Genomic DNA, 15,923 nt, shown 5'->3' on the forward strand with positions numbered 1-15,923 from the left:
GACGCCGTGACAAGCCCGAACGACCTGAGCTGGCTGTTGCAGAACTTCGTCAGTCGTATCCCCGAGGTCAGCCATGCCCTCGCCATCTCCACCGACGGGCTGGTCCTGGCGCACAATCACGGCCTGCCCCGCGACCGGGCGGATCAGCTCGCCGCCACCGGAAGCGGGCTGATCGCCCTGCTCGTGGGCGCCGCCCGGTTCTTCGAGGCGGGCACGGTGATCTCCAACGTCACCCAGATGGACGGCGGCTTCATGTTCTGCATGTCATTCAGCGACGGGGCTTCGCTGCTCGTGCTCGCCAGCCCCACCTGCGACGTCGGCCAGGTCTCGTACGAGATGACCGACCTGGCGAACCGGATGGGAGAGGTGCTGACCCCGGCGGTGCGCTCCCAGCTCCTGGGGATGCTGTGATCGCCGCCCACCCCGCCCGACGCGCGGCCCGGCCCGGTCGCCGCCTCCTCGCGGCCCTCCTGGCCGGTGTGCTGGCGATCGCCGCCGCCGGGTGCGAGGACCGGTCGGCGCCGGAGCGTCAGACCATCCGGATTGGGATGATCACCAACCTCGCCGGGTCGCTTCAGGCACCGGGCTCGGAGCTACGCGACGGCTTCCAGCTCTACCTGGACATGCGCGACGGGAGGTTGGGCGGTCACCCGGCCGAGCTGATCGTCGCCGACGAGGGTTACGAGCGCGACGTGACCGTCGAGTCGGCCACGACACTGCTGGAACAGGAGCGGGTCTCCGCGATCACCGGCATCATCAACGGCGGTAGCGTCGCCGCCATCCTCCCGCTCATCAACAAGCACAAGGTGCCGCTGGTCGGGGCGCTCGGGCGCCCGGCGTTGACCGACGTGACGTACGTCTGGCACACCAACCTGATCTCCGTCGAGCCCGGCGTCGCCATGGCACCGTTCGTCAAACAGGAGGTAGGACAGGGCACGGTCTACGCCATCGGGCCGGACTTCCAGAGCGGTCGGGACGAGCTGCGCGGATTCGTCGAGACGTTCACCGAGCTAGGCGGGCGGTTGGCCAACCCCGGTGGCCGGGCCGTCTTCAGCCCGTTCCCGGTAACCGAGGACTTCGGGCCGTACCTGAACGAGATCGCCGAGTCCGGAGCCGCCGCGGTCTACTGCTTCTTCGACGCCCAGAACGCCATCACCTTCGTCAAGCAGTACGCCGAGTCCGCCGTCGCCGACCTGCCGCTCTACGCCGCGGGCTTCGTGACCGAACCGGCGAGCCTGGTCGAGCAGGGAGACGCGGCCGAGGGCATCTACAACGGCCTGAACTACTCACCCGACCTCGACAACGCGGCCAACCGGGAGTTCGTCGCCGCCTGGAACGCGACCTACCCGGGACGGGTACCCACCTCGATCGTGATGGCGTCGTACGACGCGGCGGCCGTGCTGGACCGGGCGATCGCCGCAGCGGGCACGAACCCCAGCCCGGAGGCGATCAACACCGCGATCGCCGGGCTCGGGCAGCTCAACAGCCCACGGGGGCCGTGGCAGTTCGCGAAGGCCACCCACGCGCCGATCCAGAAGTGGTACCTACGCCAGGTCCGGCGGGACGGCCGGGCACTGACGAACGTCGTGGTGTCGGAACTGGCCACGCTCGGCGGCTGAACCGACGCCACCGCACGGCAGGAGCGGGTAGGCCGGCCCTACCGGCTGCGTTCCACGACGTACTCGGGCAGGCCGAGCAGGAAGCGGCCGTCCTCGGTCTCGGCCGCCGGACCCAGCGCCCGCTGTCCCTCCCGCCACGAGGCGGCGGCCAGATCCCGGGCGCTGCGGCGGGCCGACTCGACGCAGTCGTACGCGAGCAGTCTCCCGTGCAGCCAACGCACCTCCGCCGCCGTGCGTTGCGCCCTGGTCCGGCCCAGGAAGGCGACCAGCCGTTCGCGCTCCTCGCCGGTGCACCGCTGCATGAAGTCGATGAGGATCAGCGTCCGCTTGCCCTCCCAGAGGTCGCCCGCGATCTCCTTCCCGTACCGGGCGAAGTCCCCGACGAGGTTGAGCGCGTCGTCCTGGATCTGGAACGCGGCACCCAGATACCAGCCGTAGCGGTCGAGGACGTCGACCGCATCGTGCTGACCGGTGGCGACGAGGATGCCGGTGCGGCACGGGTAGATGCAGGTGTACCAGGAGGTCTTCTTCAGACACATCCGGTAGTAGTCGTCCGCTTCGAGGTCACACACGTTGTCCCGGATCCAGCCGACCTCGATCGCCTGCCCCTCCAACGAGTGGCGCAGCATGAGTTGGGTCTCGTCGAACAGCCGCCACGCTGTTCCCGAGCCCAGTGCCCTGCGGTTCGCGGCGAGCCGCTGCAACGCCAGCAGGTTCGTCATGTTTCCCACGTTGAGTGCGACACCGACCCCGTACTCACCGTGCAGGGTCTGCGCTCCGCGACGCTGCTCGCTCTCGTCCTGGATGTCGTCGTGGATGAGGAACGCGTTGTGGAACAGTTCCACGGTCACGGCGGCGTTGAGCCCCACCGACGGGGTGCCGCCGAAGGCCCGACAGGTCGCGAGGCAGAGCGCGGCACGCAACCCCTTGCCCCATCGGCGCGGGTACTCGGTCACCAGGTCGTACAGGTAGTGCGGTCCGCCCGACGGCACGTCAGCGAGCAGCGCGTCGATCGCGAGGGTGCGATAGCGCTCCAGCATCTGCGTGACATGGCCATGAGCCACGCCGGTGTCGGACACGTACGGGCTACCTGTCCGACGGGGTCTTCTTCTGCGGGGTGGCCGGCGTGAGCCGGTCGACCAGCCCGTTGGCCACGTCCGGCACCAGCCGTGCGAGGTTGAGCACGCCGTCGAGGGCGTCGTGCGCGTCCGACGTGTACCGGCGGATGACCTCACCACGCCGGTCGTCGGACATCTTCAACTGCGCGGCGACGGTGTCGATGAGTGCGTGCCCGTCGGTGCGAACCCGCGTCACCAACTCGTCGAACGCCTCCGGGTCCACCTTGCGGTCGGCGGTCAGCCTCTCCTCGAGCCGCCGTGCGCTGGCTATCCCGGCCGCGAGCTCCTCCTCCAGCACGCTGGCCGCGTGCGTCACGGTCTCGGAGGTCTCCTCGGCCACCTTCTCGAAACGCTCATCGCTGCGCTCACGCCCACTGCTCTCCATGGGGAGAAGTGTTGGTGACCCGGCGCACGACCGGATAGAGATGTGTCCAGATGGTGACTCAGAGTGTTCGTACCCGACACCGCTCGACCGGCGTCTACGCGCGGCTCCGCCGCAAGGCGCGCCGTAGCGGAACGGCGGTCAGCGGTTGAGGTAGGCGGCCAGGCCGCCGAGTTCCTCGCTGGCGATGAAGACCGCCCGTACGTTGAGGATGGCTTCCTCGACGTGGCGGGGGCAACCCCACGCCGAGTCGCCCCACGAGTCGGCGATCTTGATTTCGGCCGGTGCGGTACATCCCGGGGCACCACCGAGTTGGCACTGCTCGGGGTGCGGCGTGGCGGCCTGCGCCGCCGCTGCGGCACGCATCTGAGCATTCAGTTCCGCGGCGGTGGCGGCACGCTGCTCGGCTTCGGCGCGAAGTTCCCGCTCCGCGCGTACCGCCTTGGCGAGTTCGTCATGGGCCGCTTTGGCGCGTGCCTCGGCGGCGAGTTTCGCCTGCTCGATGTGGTGGCGCTCGATGGCCAGCGCCGCGGTGTCGGCGAAGACCCGGGCCAGCGCGAGGTCGGTGTCCTGGGGAACCCGCGGGGTGCGGTGATACATGGCGAAGGTGCCCAGCAGGCTGCCGTCGCGGGCCAGGATGGGCGTGGACCAGCAGGCGGCCAGTCCGACCCGCCCGGCCAGGTCACGGAAGTCGGCCCAGAAAGGATCGGTGCCGATGTCGGTGACGATGACCGGCTCCCGCCGGTGGGCGGCCGTACCGCAGGACCCGACGCCCTCACCGGTGGCGATACCGTCGATCGCCTCGTTGTAGAAGTCCGGCAGGCTGGGCGCGGCACCGTGGCGCAGGTGCCGGCCGTCGGGGTCGGCGAGCAGCACCGAGACGAGCATCTCCTGCGGGGCGAGGTTCTCGATGCAGCGCGCCATCCCGTCGAGCACCTCGGCCAGCGGTGCCTGGCGGGCGATCTGCTCCAGCATGGCGCGGTGTTCGGCCATCAACCGTTGGGCCTGCTTGACCTGGGTGGTCTCCACGCCGATCACGCGGATGCCGGTCACGGCACCGTCGGCGCCCCGGCGCGGCTCGTAGGTGAAGTCGAAGTACGCTTCCCGCGCGTCCGGCCCGGTGCCCAGCACCACCCGGGCGTCCCGGCCGGTGTGCGGTTCACCGGTGCGGTAGACCTGATCCAGTAGCGCGATGAAACCCTGGCCGGCCAGCTCGGGCATCAGCTCCACCAGCGGGACACCGGTCCGGGCCCGCTGCTCGCCGATGGCGGCGAAGAACGCCGGGTTCGCCGTCTCCAGCACGTGCTCCGGCCCGGACAACGCTGCGAAGACGGCGATGGACTGCCCGAACAGCGTCCGCAGATCCTCCGCTGCCTCACCCGTCCTCGCCGGATCCGAAGCAGTGGAAAGGTCCCCTGGTACCGCCGTCATCTTTGTCGTTCGCCTCTCGTCTGCCGCGCGGAAACGGTCCCTGGTGCACCAGTCGGATGACGGTGGCCGCAGGCCAGGGCAGTGCCTCAGTCCGCGGGTGCAGCGTACCGGTAGCTGACTCCGGCGGCAGCGATGCGCAGGCGGCTGTCGCGACCTCCCGGCAGCGACGGTTGGTGAACTCCACGCGCCGATCGGGCGCATTCGGTCTCAGCGGTTGACGGCGTTGGCCACCAGGGCTTCGGCCACCTCGCGCAGCTTGCGGTTGGTGTCCTGGGACAACTTCGCCAACAGCGTGAACGCCTCGTCGGCCGAGCATCGCCGCTCGCCCATGATGATTCCCTTGGCCTGCTCGATCACGGCCCGACTGCGCATCGCCTCCTGCATCTGCCGGGCCATCACGGAGGCACTGTCGTAAAGGTGTGCGTTGGCGAGCGCGACAGCGGCGTACGCGGCGAACTCCTCCGCCAGCTCGATCGCCGCCTGATCGAAGGCACCTGTCGAGGTGCCGTACAGGTTGAGCGCGCCGGTGACCGCCTCCTGGAGCGGCAGGCCGATCGACAGTGAGCTGCCGATCCCCGCCGTCCGCGCGTGTGCCGCCCACTCCGGCCACCGCTGTTCGTCGGACATGTCGGGAAGGGAGACGCTCACGGCGCTGACCGCGGCGTCCAGGCAGGGACCGTCGTCGTGCTGGTACTGCCACTCGTCCAGGTCCCGAGCCAGGTCGCTGGTGTGGGCAATAACCCTGTTCGCGCCGGCCTGGACCAGAGAGACGGACACGTGTGCACTGCCCGGGACGGCCCGATTGGCCACCTCGGCGACGCGTTTGACTACATCGGCGAACTCGACCTCGTCGAGCCGGATCCGGCCCAACTCGGCGAGGGCTTCGCCGGGGTCCGTCCGCGGGGCTTCCATGAGCGGGTCCTTGTCAGTTCGGGCCGGCGAGATTGCCGACGGGGCCAACGTACCCAGGGTTGGCGCAATCAAGAGCGACCTGGCGGGTGATGCCTACCCGATCGGCGTATCTTTGGCTCCGGGTCAAGACATGCGCCCTCCGCGCCCCGGCAGACACGGCCGGGAGCGTCCTCGAACCGCAAGGTGGGGAGGTGCCCATGTCGCATGAATTGTCGGATTTCGGCTGTCACCACGTCTCCACCTCATCCGGCTCGTCCGGCCGGGACGAGCCGATAATGCAGCTGAGCTGCGAGGTCAGTGGAGACGTCACCCGAGTGACGGTCGTTGGCGAGATTGACCTGAGCAACGCTCACCAGCTGGCGGCGCTTCTGGAGAACATCGTCGTGGCAAGGACCCCACTGGTGGCGGTGGACCTCTCTGCGGTGACCTTCTTCGGCGTCTGCGGCATCAACGTACTGCTACAGGCACGGCGGCAGCTGCCCGAGCGGGGCGGGCGGTTGATCCTCCGCCACCTCTCGCCAGCGGTGCGCCGGGTCCTCGATGTGATGGATGCGCTCACCGGGTTCGAGATCGTCGAACGTACCTCGGTCACCGCCGTCGACCGAGGCCTGGTACGTCGCGTCAGCCCGACCCGTACCGGGCCGTAGAGTTGTCCCCTGACTGACGCCCCGGCCGGGCGTCACGAACGCGCGTCAAGAAGCGGCGCCGGCCCGATCCGACGGATCGGGACATCGGTCCGTGACTGCGGACCGTCCCGCCACCCGCCGTCCCGCCCCCTGGGTCGACGGCGCTTCGCACAAGGACGTCAGCCCATGCCGCAGGACCACCCCGACCTCGCCACAGCCTTAATCAGACTGGGGCGGATCAAGTACGAGGAAGTCGACCTCGACGTGGTGTTGTCGATCATCGCCCAGGTCGCCAAGGACACGATCCCCGGCACCGCCGAGGTCTCGGTCACCCTGGTGCAGGGGGCCGAGGCGTACACCGCTGCCCATACCGGTGACCTGGCGTTGACGCTCGACCAGTGGCAGTACGAGCACGGTCGCGGCCCATGCCTGGACGCGGCGACCACCGGGGCCGCCATGCTGGTGCCGGACATGACGGCGGAGAGCCGCTGGCCGGAATGGGCGGGCCGGGCACACGATTCCGGTGCCGCCAGCTCACTCTCGATCGGCCTGCCCATCCAGGAGGCGATGGTGGGTGCGCTCAACATGTACGGCGCGGCACCGGGGGTCTTCAACAACCAGGTCGAACTGGCGCAGACGCTGGCCGGGTACGCCGCCATCGCACTGGCCAATGTCCACCTTTATGAAAGCACCGCGACCCTGGCCCAGCAGATGCAGGAGGCGATGCAGAGCCGGGCGGTGATCGAGCAGGCCAAGGGCATCATCATGGGGCAGCGCCGGTGTTCGGCCGAGGAGGCCTTCGCCATTCTGGCCCGGGTGTCCCAGGATTCCAACCGCAAGCTGCGGGAGGTCGCCGAGTCACTGGTCGAGCGGGCAGTCAAGGGGCGCGACTGACTGCCCCATCCGGCCCGACACTACCCATCATCGGTGTGCCGCCCGGGGTCACCAGATCAACAGCTGTCGCTCGTGGGTGGGGAGGTCGTGGGTCGCCGCCGACGAGCTCGAAACTTCCCAGGGCGCCGGCCGCGGCGAGGACGTAGGTGACGCACGGCGCTGGGTCGCGCAGGAGAAGCGTGGCTCCACAGGTCGCGGCGATGCGCTTGGCCTCAAGTAGTGCGTGCACGCTGTACGCGCTGAAAAACCGCACCGCGGCGAGGTCCACCGCGATCACCGGTGCCGGTGGGTGACAGACGGATTCCACCAATTCGGTGAGCAGGTGGGTGTTGCTCATGTCAAGCTCACCCGCAACGCTGACCAGTTTCGTCGAACCCTGACAGGTCAGGGTCAACGACATGATCGGCTGACCGAACCCATCGCTTCCCGGATCGGATCGACGGCCTATGGGGGTACGGGATGGCCTGTTACCTGACATGGCGCGCCTCCGCGATCCGCCGGCAGCCCACCCGTGCGGTACGACGCGGCACGGAGAAGGCACTGGAGGGCACCTGTCTTGACCCGTGGCATCCTTCTACCCTCGGCGGCCGGCCCCACACCTCATGGACATGCGGGCGTGAGCACGTTGGCAGACTGACGGCCGCGAACCGGGTCTGTGGACTGGCGTCACCACCCAGGGCTCCGGCCATCGATCCTGGCAGGAGGAGTGGCGATGGACCGAACCTCCGGTCCATACCGCAGTGCTTCGGTACCCACGGGAGTCGGCCCGATTCGACCCTGACCTTCCCGCGCTTGAGGACGGGACATGTTGCTGCGTCTGACCCCGCGAGCATCGTTGCCGGTTCGTGCACGTCCTGGAGCCCACTGTCGTCTACCACTCCATCGCGACCGAGGCCAGCATGGTCGGCGCGACCGTCGGCGATGGGCATGCTCTCACCCACTTCGGGACGCTCACCGGACAGATGTTGTGTCGCTGGCCCGCCCGCACGCCCAAGGCGCAGCACGGCTCTACATCGTTGCCTGGGGGAGCGCTCACCATGATCATCGAAGCTGTGCGCGCGGTGTGTGCTCTCCAGCGGGCACCAACCGAGGCGGCCGACCGCCGGTCGCAACCGGGGGTTCGTGTGCTCCGGCTGTGCTCCTGGGCTGCGACAACGGCGCTCCGGGAACGTGGGTGAACGGGGGCCACTCCCTGCCACCCCAGGTGAAGCCCCAGGTCGCTAGACTAGGCCCTCGCGCCCTCGTAGCTCAGGGGATAGAGCATCGGTTTCCTAAACCGTGTGTCGCAGGTTCGAATCCTGCCGGGGGCACCTGTGCTCATCTGTTCGACGCAGGCAGGGCCCTCAGGGACCCGAGCATGACAGTCATCGAGAAGGTTGCCTGGATCCATCCTGAGGACGGCGCGATCCTCAGTTCACGGTCGCGCGGTAGGGATGTCTACTACATCCCGGGCGGGAAGCGAGAGCCCGGCGAAGGCGACGTCGAGACGCTCGTCCGCGAAGTTCCGGAAGAACTCAGCGTGACGATCACGCCCGACTCCGTCGAGTACGTGGGTCATCTGCACGAGTCGGCACGGATGCGTCGAAGGCGGCGTCTACGCCGACGAAAGGGCGGAGTGACGGCGATCACACCGCGTCGGGACCCGTTGCGGGTGGGCCCGTCGTCTTACCGGGTGTGAGAACAGGCATGGACGCGGCCGACGAGGGTGAACTCGTACGCCGAGTGGCCCGTGGGGATCGGCGGGCGTTCGACGAGCTGTACCGGCGTACGGCGCCCTGGCTGGAGGTGCGCCTGCGCCGCCGGTGTGCCGATCCCGACGTGGTCGCGGAAGTGTTGCAGGAGACGTACCTGACGGTCTGGCGGGCCTCGGGAAGTTTCGCCGGTGCCTCGACGGTGAGCGGGGGCGGGGCGCAGGGAAGCGCGGTCGGTTGGCTGTGGACCATTGCCGCTCACCGTCTGGTGGACGCGTTCCGGCGGCGGGCGCGCCGGGCGCGGGTGCCGCAGGTGCAGCTCATGCCCAGCACGGCCCCGGCCGCCGAGGACGAGGTGATGGCCGCCCGGGTGGGACAGGAGTTGGAGCAGGCCCTGCTCGTCCTGCCGCCCGAGGTCCGTGCCGCCCTGCGGGCCACGGTCCTCGACGGGCTCTCCATGCGGGAAGCGTCGGTCCTGCTGGGCGTGCCGGAGAACACCGTCAAGTCCCGTGTCCGCCGTGCCCGGATCGCCCTGCGGGAGGCCCTGTCATGACGACCATCCATCCCACGACCACCCAGATCGAACGGTACGCCGCAGGGGATCCCGGCCTCGACGAGCCAAGCGTCTGGGCGATCGAGGTGCATCTGGAGGGCTGTGCCGACTGTCGTGCCCGGTTGGCCGGTAGCACCACCGTCGACACCCGGGCCCTGATCGAACGGGTCGCGGTGAACCTGGACCGGGAGATCGCTGCCGCGCCGGTGCCCTCCGGTCGTACCAGGTCCTTCTCCGTGCTGCGTCACCGCTGGTTCGCCGGGACGCTGATGCCGTGGCTGGCCATGACCGCCGCCGTGCTCGCCTGCGCGGTCCTGCTCGGTGAACTGCGGACCGGGCTGCCCTCCCTGGTGCTGCTGGTCGCACCACTGGCGCCACTTCCCGGCGTGGCGGTCGCCTGGCACCGCCGGGCCGATCCGGCCTGGGAACTGATCGCCGCCACTCCCGCCGCCGGTCTGACCACGCTGCTGCGGCGTACCGCGGCGGTGCTGGCCTTCGTCATCCCCGCCCTTGCCCTGGCGGGTGCCCGTACCGGGGTGTCGTTGGCCCTGATGCTGCTGCCGTGCCTGGCCTTCACCGCCGCCACGCTGCTGCTGGGGACGTTGGTCGGCGTACGCCGGGCCGCGATCGGACTGATCGCGATCTGGACGCTGGTCGTGATCGCTCCCAGTCTCGCCGCAGCCCGGATGCCGGTGGTCCTGGCTGCGGACAGCGCCGGCATCTGGGCGCTGGCCACGGTGCTGCTGACCGTCATGGCCCTCGTCCGGGTCGACGGCTTCCGGCGACTCTCCCACCACGACTAGGCAGTTGCCGCGGTCGAACTCGCGCTACGGCGTCTGCGCCGCGCTGACGATTACCGAAGGAGACGATGATGATGCGTGCCGTGAGTGCGGCCGAGACGGCCGTCACCACTCACCCCTGGGCGGTCCACGCGCAGGGTCTGCGGGTCCGGGCGGGGCGGCACCTGGCCGTGGACGGTCTTGATCTGGCCCTGACCGGCGGGGTGCACGGGCTGCTCGGCCCGAATGGGGCCGGGAAGACCACCCTGATGCGGTCCCTGGCGACCGTCCTGGCGCCCGCCGGCGGGCGGCTGACGCTGCTCGGGCGCTCGGTCGACGGCCGATCCGATCTGCGCTCGGTCCGCCGCGCCCTGGGTTACCTGCCGCAGCATTTCGGCTTCTACCCGCGGTTCACGGTCCGCGAGTTCGTCGGCTACATGGCCTGGCTCAAGGAGATGCCCAAGGCGGGTATCGCGGCGGCCGTGCAACGGTCCATCGATCGGGTCGGGCTGACCGCAAAGGCCGACGCCCGACTGAAGACCCTCTCCGGTGGCATGCTGCGCCGGGCCGGCATCGCACAGGCCATCGTCAACGATCCGCAGCTCCTGCTGCTCGACGAGCCGACCGTCGGCCTCGACCCGGAGCAGCGACTCGACTTCCGTGAGTTGCTGCGCGATCTCGGCACCGACAGTTGCGTGCTGGTCTCCACCCATCTGGTGGAGGATGTGGTGGCGGCCTGCACCGACGTGGTCGTGCTCAACGAGGGCCGACTGGTGTGGCAGGGGACTCCCGAGGGCCTGACCACGCAGGGCGACCAGGGCGACGCCGGTGACAGCCCGGCCGAACGCGGCTACTCCGCCGTGCTCCGTCGGCACCGCGCGGAGGCTGCCCGATGAACATCCTGGGGATCGAACTGCGCCGCTCCGCCGCGCTCGGTGCCGGCCTGCTCACGGTGGTGATCGGGGTCGGCGCGCTCTATGCGGCAACCGGCCGCTGGTCGAGTGGCTGGATGGCGTTGGCCATGACCAGCCGGGAGTACCTACTCCTGCTGTGGCCGTTGGCCCTCGCCGCAGGCGCCTGGCAGGGCCGCCGGGAGCACCGGGCGAAGGTGGGCGAACTGTTCACCACCACCGCTCGGCCGCGTGCCCAGCGGATGCTGCCCACCCTCGCCGCGATGGCCCTCACCCTCACGGTCGCCTACCTGCTGATGACCGTGGCGGGCATCGGCTGGATCGTCAGCACCGCCCAGCACCGGCCCCTGCTGAACTTCGCCGTCGTCACCGGGGTCGGTGCGTTGTCCCTGATCGGTGCGGCGTGGCTCGGGTTGGGCATCGGACGTCTGCTTCCCGCCCTGGTGACCGCTCCGGCGCTGGCGGTGGCCGGCGTCCTGCTGGTCTTCCTCAGCGTCATCCGTACCCCGGACTGGCTGGCGGCGGCGATTTCTCCGGTCCACGGCACGGTTCCGTTCCACGACTACCAGACGATCGACAACCGGGTCAGCGGTGCGCTCGCGATCTCGATGGCCGCGCTCGCCGCCGCCGGTCTGCTGCTGTTCGTGGCCGGTGGCTGGCGTGCCCGTACGGCGGCGTTGGTGCCGGTGCTGCTCGGGTTCACCGTGGCGGTTGCGGTCGTCCCCCGGGACGAGAACGTGCTCAACTGGCCGGTCGATCCGGTCGCGCGGGAACTGGTGTGTACCGACGACACACCGACGGTGTGCGTCAGCCGGGTGCACGCCAACGTGCTTGAGGCGTTGACCCCGTTGGCCCGGGAGGGCCTGACGGCGTTGGCGAAACTGCCTGACGCGCCGACCGCCGTGCACGAGGACACCCGCGTGGTCCTGTCCGGCGAACTCGAAGCGCCTGAGGACGGCGCTGTCAGGATTCCGGTGCGGATCGACAGACGTGGCGGGCTCGCCCACCCGGCCGCCGTTGTTCCCGAGGTGGTCAGAGGGCTGGGTGTCCCGTACGACGGGGAGTGCCGGAACCGCGACGATGTGGTCGAGCGGGCGGCGGCCTACTGGCTCCTGGGCCGCGAGCCGCAGTCTGACGTCGGCGTCATCCCCGGAATGATCGAGGAGGATCCCGAGATCAACGCCGAGGCGGTCGCGCTGTGGCAGGGACTGCGTGAACTCTCCGACGACGAGGCTCTGGCGCGGGTCACGGCGGTCCGTAACGCCCTCCGGGCCTGCGAGGACGTAACCGGCATCCTGTCCGGGAGTGCCCGGTGACCTGGACGATGCTGTACCTGCGCTCGCGGCGCGTACCGCTGGCCCTGGCCGCGGCCGTCGGTGGCGCGGCAGTGGTGTGGGCGCTCTGCCTGGGCCTGACCAAGGAACGGGACGTCACCGCGATGGTGGTCGTCATGACCGTCCTGCTGATGGTCGCGGTGTTGTCGCCAACCCTCGCCGGTCCCGACGAGAACCTGGAGCGGACCGCGTCCCTGCGTTGGCCCTGGTGGCGCGCGGTGCACCTGATCGCCGGCCTGCTGGTCGTCCTCGCGGTCCTGTTCGCCACCCTGCACACCGGTGCCCGGTTCGGGCCGGCCGCTCTGGTGGCCCGCGACGCCGCCGGTCTGCTGGGGCTGACCGCCCTGTGCGCGACGGTGGTCGGTGCCGCCAGATCGTGGTTCCTACCGGTGGGCTGGACCACCGTCGCGGTCATGTACCCCCAGCAAGGTGCCTGGGGCGCGACCGCGACCTGGCAGGGCCAGCCACCGGACAGCGGCGCCGCAATGGTGACGGCCGTGGTACTCGCCCTCGGCGGGCTGATCACCTACTCGATCGCCGGGCCGGCTCGCCGAGAGTCCTCCGAACAGGCCACCTGACGAGGGATCACGTCATGATCCTTCCGTTGCTATGCTGCGGCCTCCATGTGCGTGAGGGCGCCGCAGCGGGGGACTTCGATCAGGGCGCTGCCGTTCCACCTCACCGCCTTTCTTGTGGTTCCTGAGGAGGAACGGTGGCCCCATCCGGGCGACGGTCCGTCACGCGGACGACACGCAACTCTGCTGCCCTGGCCATGGCCGTGTGTCTCGTCGGCACGCTCGCGGCCGTACCCGCGCCGGCGGCCGCGACGCCGCCGCCTGCGGGGGAGCTGGTACTGCCCGCCGCCCAGCGGTTCATTCCCCGGGCCACCCAGATCCTCAACGCCGGCAGCACCGGCTTCCTCTGGGCGCAGGAGGGAGACGACCGCCTGCTGTGGACGGAGTACGCCACCGGCGTGGCCACCGCCCTCGATCAGCGGCTGCCCGCCCCGGTGCGGTACGACTTCGGCGGTTGGTGGCCGTCGGCCGCCTCTTTCCACCCCGGCTGGTACGGAGCGGGCTCCGACACGGTCGCCGTCTACTCGACCGAGCCGTCGCCACGGGTGACCCTGTTCCGGGGCGCCTCCGGAGGCAGCACCGTGCCGTTGCCCGAGGGCCGCTCCTATCAGGGCACCTTCGGCGACACGGTGCTGACCCGCACCGATGAGCTGACGTACCACCTGCTGCGCGGCGGTGCCGACACTCCGGTGACCGGGCTCCCCGCCGACCTCACCGAGGTGGCGGTCGAGGACGGTGACGCCACCTCCGTCCTGTTGCGGTACAAGACGGCGGACCAGGTGGACCAGTGGCGGCACTGGGGCCTGGTGGACGTCGCCAGCGGCGCCTTCACCGAGCTGCCCGACCGGCCTGACCCGGAGAACGGCTGGGAGGTCAGTGGCTTCCGGCTCACTGCCGACTCGGTGCTGCGACTGCGCAGCGGCCGGTCCAAGCTGGATGTTCTCGACCGCAGCGACCTGTCGGTGGAGCCGCGCACCGTCGACACGGGCTTCTTCTCCTATGAGGCGACCCACGGCATGGTCGGCTCCACGCTGCTCTCCGTGGAGCCGGTCTGGCCGGGCAACAACATCTACCGGGGGCAGCCGCTCTGGGCCCAGCGGACCGATGTGAGCGGCGCGCGGCGGTCCAAGGTCATGGATCCGGCCGCACGCCAGATCGTCCAGGCGCCGGACGGCTCCGCGCTGGTAGCGGGCGCACACCAGTACGTCGAACAGGGCGACCTGGACTGGGGGATCTACCGGATCGCCCTGGCTGCCGACGGCTCCGCGCAGCGTCACCGGGTGACACCGGTGCAGCCGATGCCGGCGCAGATCCACGGGCTCGCCCTCGGCAGCGGCATCCTCAGCACCGCCGACAGCAGCACCGCGTACTCGCCCAGCGACGTATTCGGCGCGTACCGCAGTACCTGGTTGACGATTCCCGCCGCCGGCGGCACCCCGGCGGTCGAGGGGTCCACCTTGGACGGGCTGGTCAGCGGTGACGACGGCTCGTGTCTGACGGAGAAGGAGTCGCGCTGCATCCGGATGTTCGCCGACGGCACGGGTTACCACGGCCGCGAGGAGCCCACCGACCGCGACCTGACGGTGCTGTACGCCAACGGTGACGGCGCCTGGGGCCCGACCATCGACACGAAGCACTATGCCCCGACCCTCACCGACCTCTCCGGTCGGTACGCCGTGATCGACGGCGGGACGCGGAGCACGCAGTACATCGGTGAGTTCCGGTACGGAGCCGATGGTGTCGTCCTCCAGCAGCGGGAGTGGGTCGGCGCGGCCGTCTGGGGCTCCACGCTGTGGAGCGGCTCCGCGTCCTCCGGAGTGGTGACCGCCACCCAACTGCCGGGCAGGACCGTGGTGGAAACGTTCACCACCAGCAACGGGTGCGTCGCCACCCGCCTGCAGGCGGTCGGCCGCTGGGTGCACTGGGCCTGCGTGGACTACCTCGGCTACGAGTTCGGCTCGGGGGTGTACGACCGGGTGACCAAGCGCCACCTCGCCGCACCGGCGCGCAACGTGCTCCTCGGCGACGGATACCTCGTCGAAGAGGTCAGCGGCCCGGACGGCGGCCTGCGGCTGATCGACCTGCACGGTGAACGGCCCACCCGGATGCTGGTCGGCGCGGACGACCTGGGTCCGGATGGGCCGCGTACCTCGTGGACGGTGGACCGGTTCGGCGGTGCGGTCGCCTACGCCGACACCCAACAGCGGGTCCACATCGTGCCGACCGGAATCCCGGCTTCCGCGCTGAGCGTCATCGATGCCACCGTGTCGGGCTCGGCCGCCGCCTGGTCCGGCACCTGGTGGCTGTCGAAGCCCGCCGCGTCCTGGCAGCTCAGCTTCCGTGACGCGGCCGGCAGGACGCTCCGTACGCTCTCCGGTTCGTCTGCCCGCGGTGTGTTGAGCGCCTCGTGGGACGGCAAGGACGCGGCTGGCGGTGCCGTCGCGGACGGCGCCTTCACCTGGACGCTCACCGTCCAGCCCGCGGACGGTGTGGGCGGTGCCCTGAGCGTCGCCGGCCCGCCGCTCGCCGCGCCTGCGCCACCCGCGCAGCTCAAGGCGACGAAGGCGCCGTCGATCTCGGGCACCCTCGCGGTCGGTTCGACGGTGAAGGCGGTACCCGGTACCTGGAGTCCGGCGGCCACCTCGTACGCGTACCAGTGGTCGGCGAACGGTACCGCGATCAAGGGGGCGACCGGCGCCTCTCTGAAGATCGCGGCGTCGATGGTGGGCAAGCGGCTCACCGTCCGGGTGACCGCGAAGCGTAGCGGGCACCCGAACGGCGTGGCGACCTCGGCCGCCTCGGCCAAGGTCGCCAAGGGCAAGGCGCCGAAGGCGACGAAGAAGCCGTCGATCAGCGGTACGGCCAAGGTAGGCCGTACGGTGAAGGCCCTGGTCGGCGCGTGGTCGCCGAAGGCCGACTCGTACCGGTACGAATGGCGGCTGAACGGCAAGCTGATCAAGGGCGCGACGGGCAAGACGCTGAAGCTGAAGTCGTCGATGCGCAACAAGAAGCTGACCGTCACCGTGATTGCCCGGAAGGCGGGCCATGTGGACGGCAGGGCGACCAGCAAGGCGGTGACCGTCCGTCGGTGACGTCAA

16 protein-coding genes and 1 tRNA gene are annotated in these 15,923 nt (G+C 70.0%); 12 read left to right on the top strand and 5 right to left on the bottom strand.

Annotation, left to right across the window (positions count from 1 at the left end; translation table 11 throughout):
• The first annotated feature begins 6 nt into the window (after positions 1–6).
• The gene (locus SM447_RS06700; protein ID WP_474571825.1) at positions 7–411 is read left to right on the top strand and encodes a roadblock/LC7 domain-containing protein; all 405 of its coding nucleotides are present in this window, start codon (positions 7–9) and stop codon (positions 409–411) included.
• Positions 408–1,619, top strand: coding sequence for an ABC transporter substrate-binding protein (locus tag SM447_RS06705; RefSeq protein WP_474571826.1), 1,212 nt, complete (start codon positions 408–410; stop codon positions 1,617–1,619). The genes SM447_RS06700 and SM447_RS06705 overlap by 4 nt, the downstream gene beginning before the upstream one ends.
• 38 nt (positions 1,620–1,657) lie before the next feature.
• Here the strand turns inward: SM447_RS06705 and SM447_RS06710 are convergent, their stop codons facing one another.
• The 4 genes from SM447_RS06710 to SM447_RS06725 form a co-directional block, all read right to left on the bottom strand.
• Positions 1,658–2,698 carry a polyprenyl synthetase family protein gene (locus SM447_RS06710; RefSeq protein ID WP_474571827.1) on the bottom strand — a complete coding sequence of 347 codons (1,041 nt, stop codon included), beginning with the start codon at positions 2,696–2,698 and terminating at the stop codon, positions 1,658–1,660.
• A 7-nt stretch (positions 2,699–2,705) separates the two neighbouring features.
• A complete protein-coding gene (locus SM447_RS06715; protein WP_474571828.1) occupies positions 2,706–3,122 on the bottom strand; it encodes a hypothetical protein in 417 nt (138 codons plus the stop codon).
• 138 nt (positions 3,123–3,260) lie between these two features.
• Positions 3,261–4,550, bottom strand: a complete 1,290-nt coding sequence (locus tag SM447_RS06720; protein ID WP_474571829.1) for a GAF domain-containing protein — start codon at positions 4,548–4,550, stop codon at positions 3,261–3,263.
• A 207-nt stretch (positions 4,551–4,757) separates the two neighbouring features.
• Entirely contained in the window at positions 4,758–5,462 is a 705-nt protein-coding gene (locus SM447_RS06725) for a GAF and ANTAR domain-containing protein (protein ID WP_474571830.1), read from the bottom strand.
• A 275-nt stretch (positions 5,463–5,737) separates the two neighbouring features.
• On the opposite strand from SM447_RS06725, the gene SM447_RS06730 reads away from it, so the two are divergent.
• Together SM447_RS06730 and SM447_RS06735 are read left to right on the top strand one after the other, a co-directional pair.
• On the top strand, positions 5,738–6,109 hold the full coding sequence (locus SM447_RS06730) for an STAS domain-containing protein (RefSeq protein WP_474571831.1): 372 nt from the start codon (positions 5,738–5,740) through the stop codon (positions 6,107–6,109).
• A 165-nt stretch (positions 6,110–6,274) separates the two neighbouring features.
• Positions 6,275–6,982 (top strand): GAF and ANTAR domain-containing protein, encoded by a 708-nt coding sequence (locus SM447_RS06735; protein WP_474571832.1) that lies wholly within the window; start codon positions 6,275–6,277, stop codon positions 6,980–6,982.
• Here the strand turns inward: SM447_RS06735 and SM447_RS06740 are convergent.
• Positions 6,966–7,382, bottom strand: coding sequence for an STAS domain-containing protein (locus SM447_RS06740; RefSeq protein WP_474571833.1), 417 nt, complete (start codon positions 7,380–7,382; stop codon positions 6,966–6,968). The two genes, SM447_RS06735 and SM447_RS06740, sit on opposite strands and share 17 nt — an antisense overlap.
• An 837-nt stretch (positions 7,383–8,219) precedes the next feature.
• Between SM447_RS06740 and SM447_RS06745 the strand changes: the two genes are divergently transcribed.
• The 8 genes from SM447_RS06745 to SM447_RS06780 all read left to right on the top strand — a co-directional run bounded on the left by SM447_RS06745 (position 8,220) and on the right by SM447_RS06780 (position 15,917).
• Positions 8,220–8,292: transfer RNA gene (locus SM447_RS06745), tRNA-Arg, on the top strand.
• A gap of 47 nt (positions 8,293–8,339) precedes the next feature.
• The gene (locus SM447_RS06750) at positions 8,340–8,660 is read left to right on the top strand and encodes an NUDIX hydrolase (RefSeq protein ID WP_474571834.1); all 321 of its coding nucleotides are present in this window, start codon (positions 8,340–8,342) and stop codon (positions 8,658–8,660) included.
• Between the two features lie 8 nt (positions 8,661–8,668).
• A complete protein-coding gene (locus tag SM447_RS06755) occupies positions 8,669–9,226 on the top strand; it encodes an RNA polymerase sigma factor (RefSeq protein ID WP_474571835.1) in 558 nt (185 codons plus the stop codon).
• Complete coding sequence (locus SM447_RS06760; protein WP_474571836.1) at positions 9,223–10,029, top strand: hypothetical protein; 807 nt, start codon at positions 9,223–9,225, stop codon at positions 10,027–10,029. The genes SM447_RS06755 and SM447_RS06760 overlap by 4 nt, the downstream gene beginning before the upstream one ends.
• A 68-nt stretch (positions 10,030–10,097) precedes the next feature.
• On the top strand, positions 10,098–10,901 hold the full coding sequence (locus SM447_RS06765; RefSeq protein WP_474571909.1) for an ABC transporter ATP-binding protein: 804 nt from the start codon (positions 10,098–10,100) through the stop codon (positions 10,899–10,901).
• On the top strand, positions 10,898–12,232 hold the full coding sequence (locus tag SM447_RS06770; RefSeq protein WP_474571837.1) for a hypothetical protein: 1,335 nt from the start codon (positions 10,898–10,900) through the stop codon (positions 12,230–12,232). Before SM447_RS06765 ends, SM447_RS06770 begins: the two co-directional genes overlap by 4 nt.
• Entirely contained in the window at positions 12,229–12,828 is a 600-nt protein-coding gene (locus SM447_RS06775) for a hypothetical protein (protein WP_474571838.1), read from the top strand. Before SM447_RS06770 ends, SM447_RS06775 begins: the two co-directional genes overlap by 4 nt.
• 194 nt (positions 12,829–13,022) lie before the next feature.
• A complete protein-coding gene (locus SM447_RS06780; RefSeq protein WP_474571839.1) occupies positions 13,023–15,917 on the top strand; it encodes a FlgD immunoglobulin-like domain containing protein in 2,895 nt (964 codons plus the stop codon).
• Positions 15,918–15,923 lie beyond the last annotated feature (6 nt).

This window comes from Micromonospora aridisoli, from assembly GCF_056150025.1.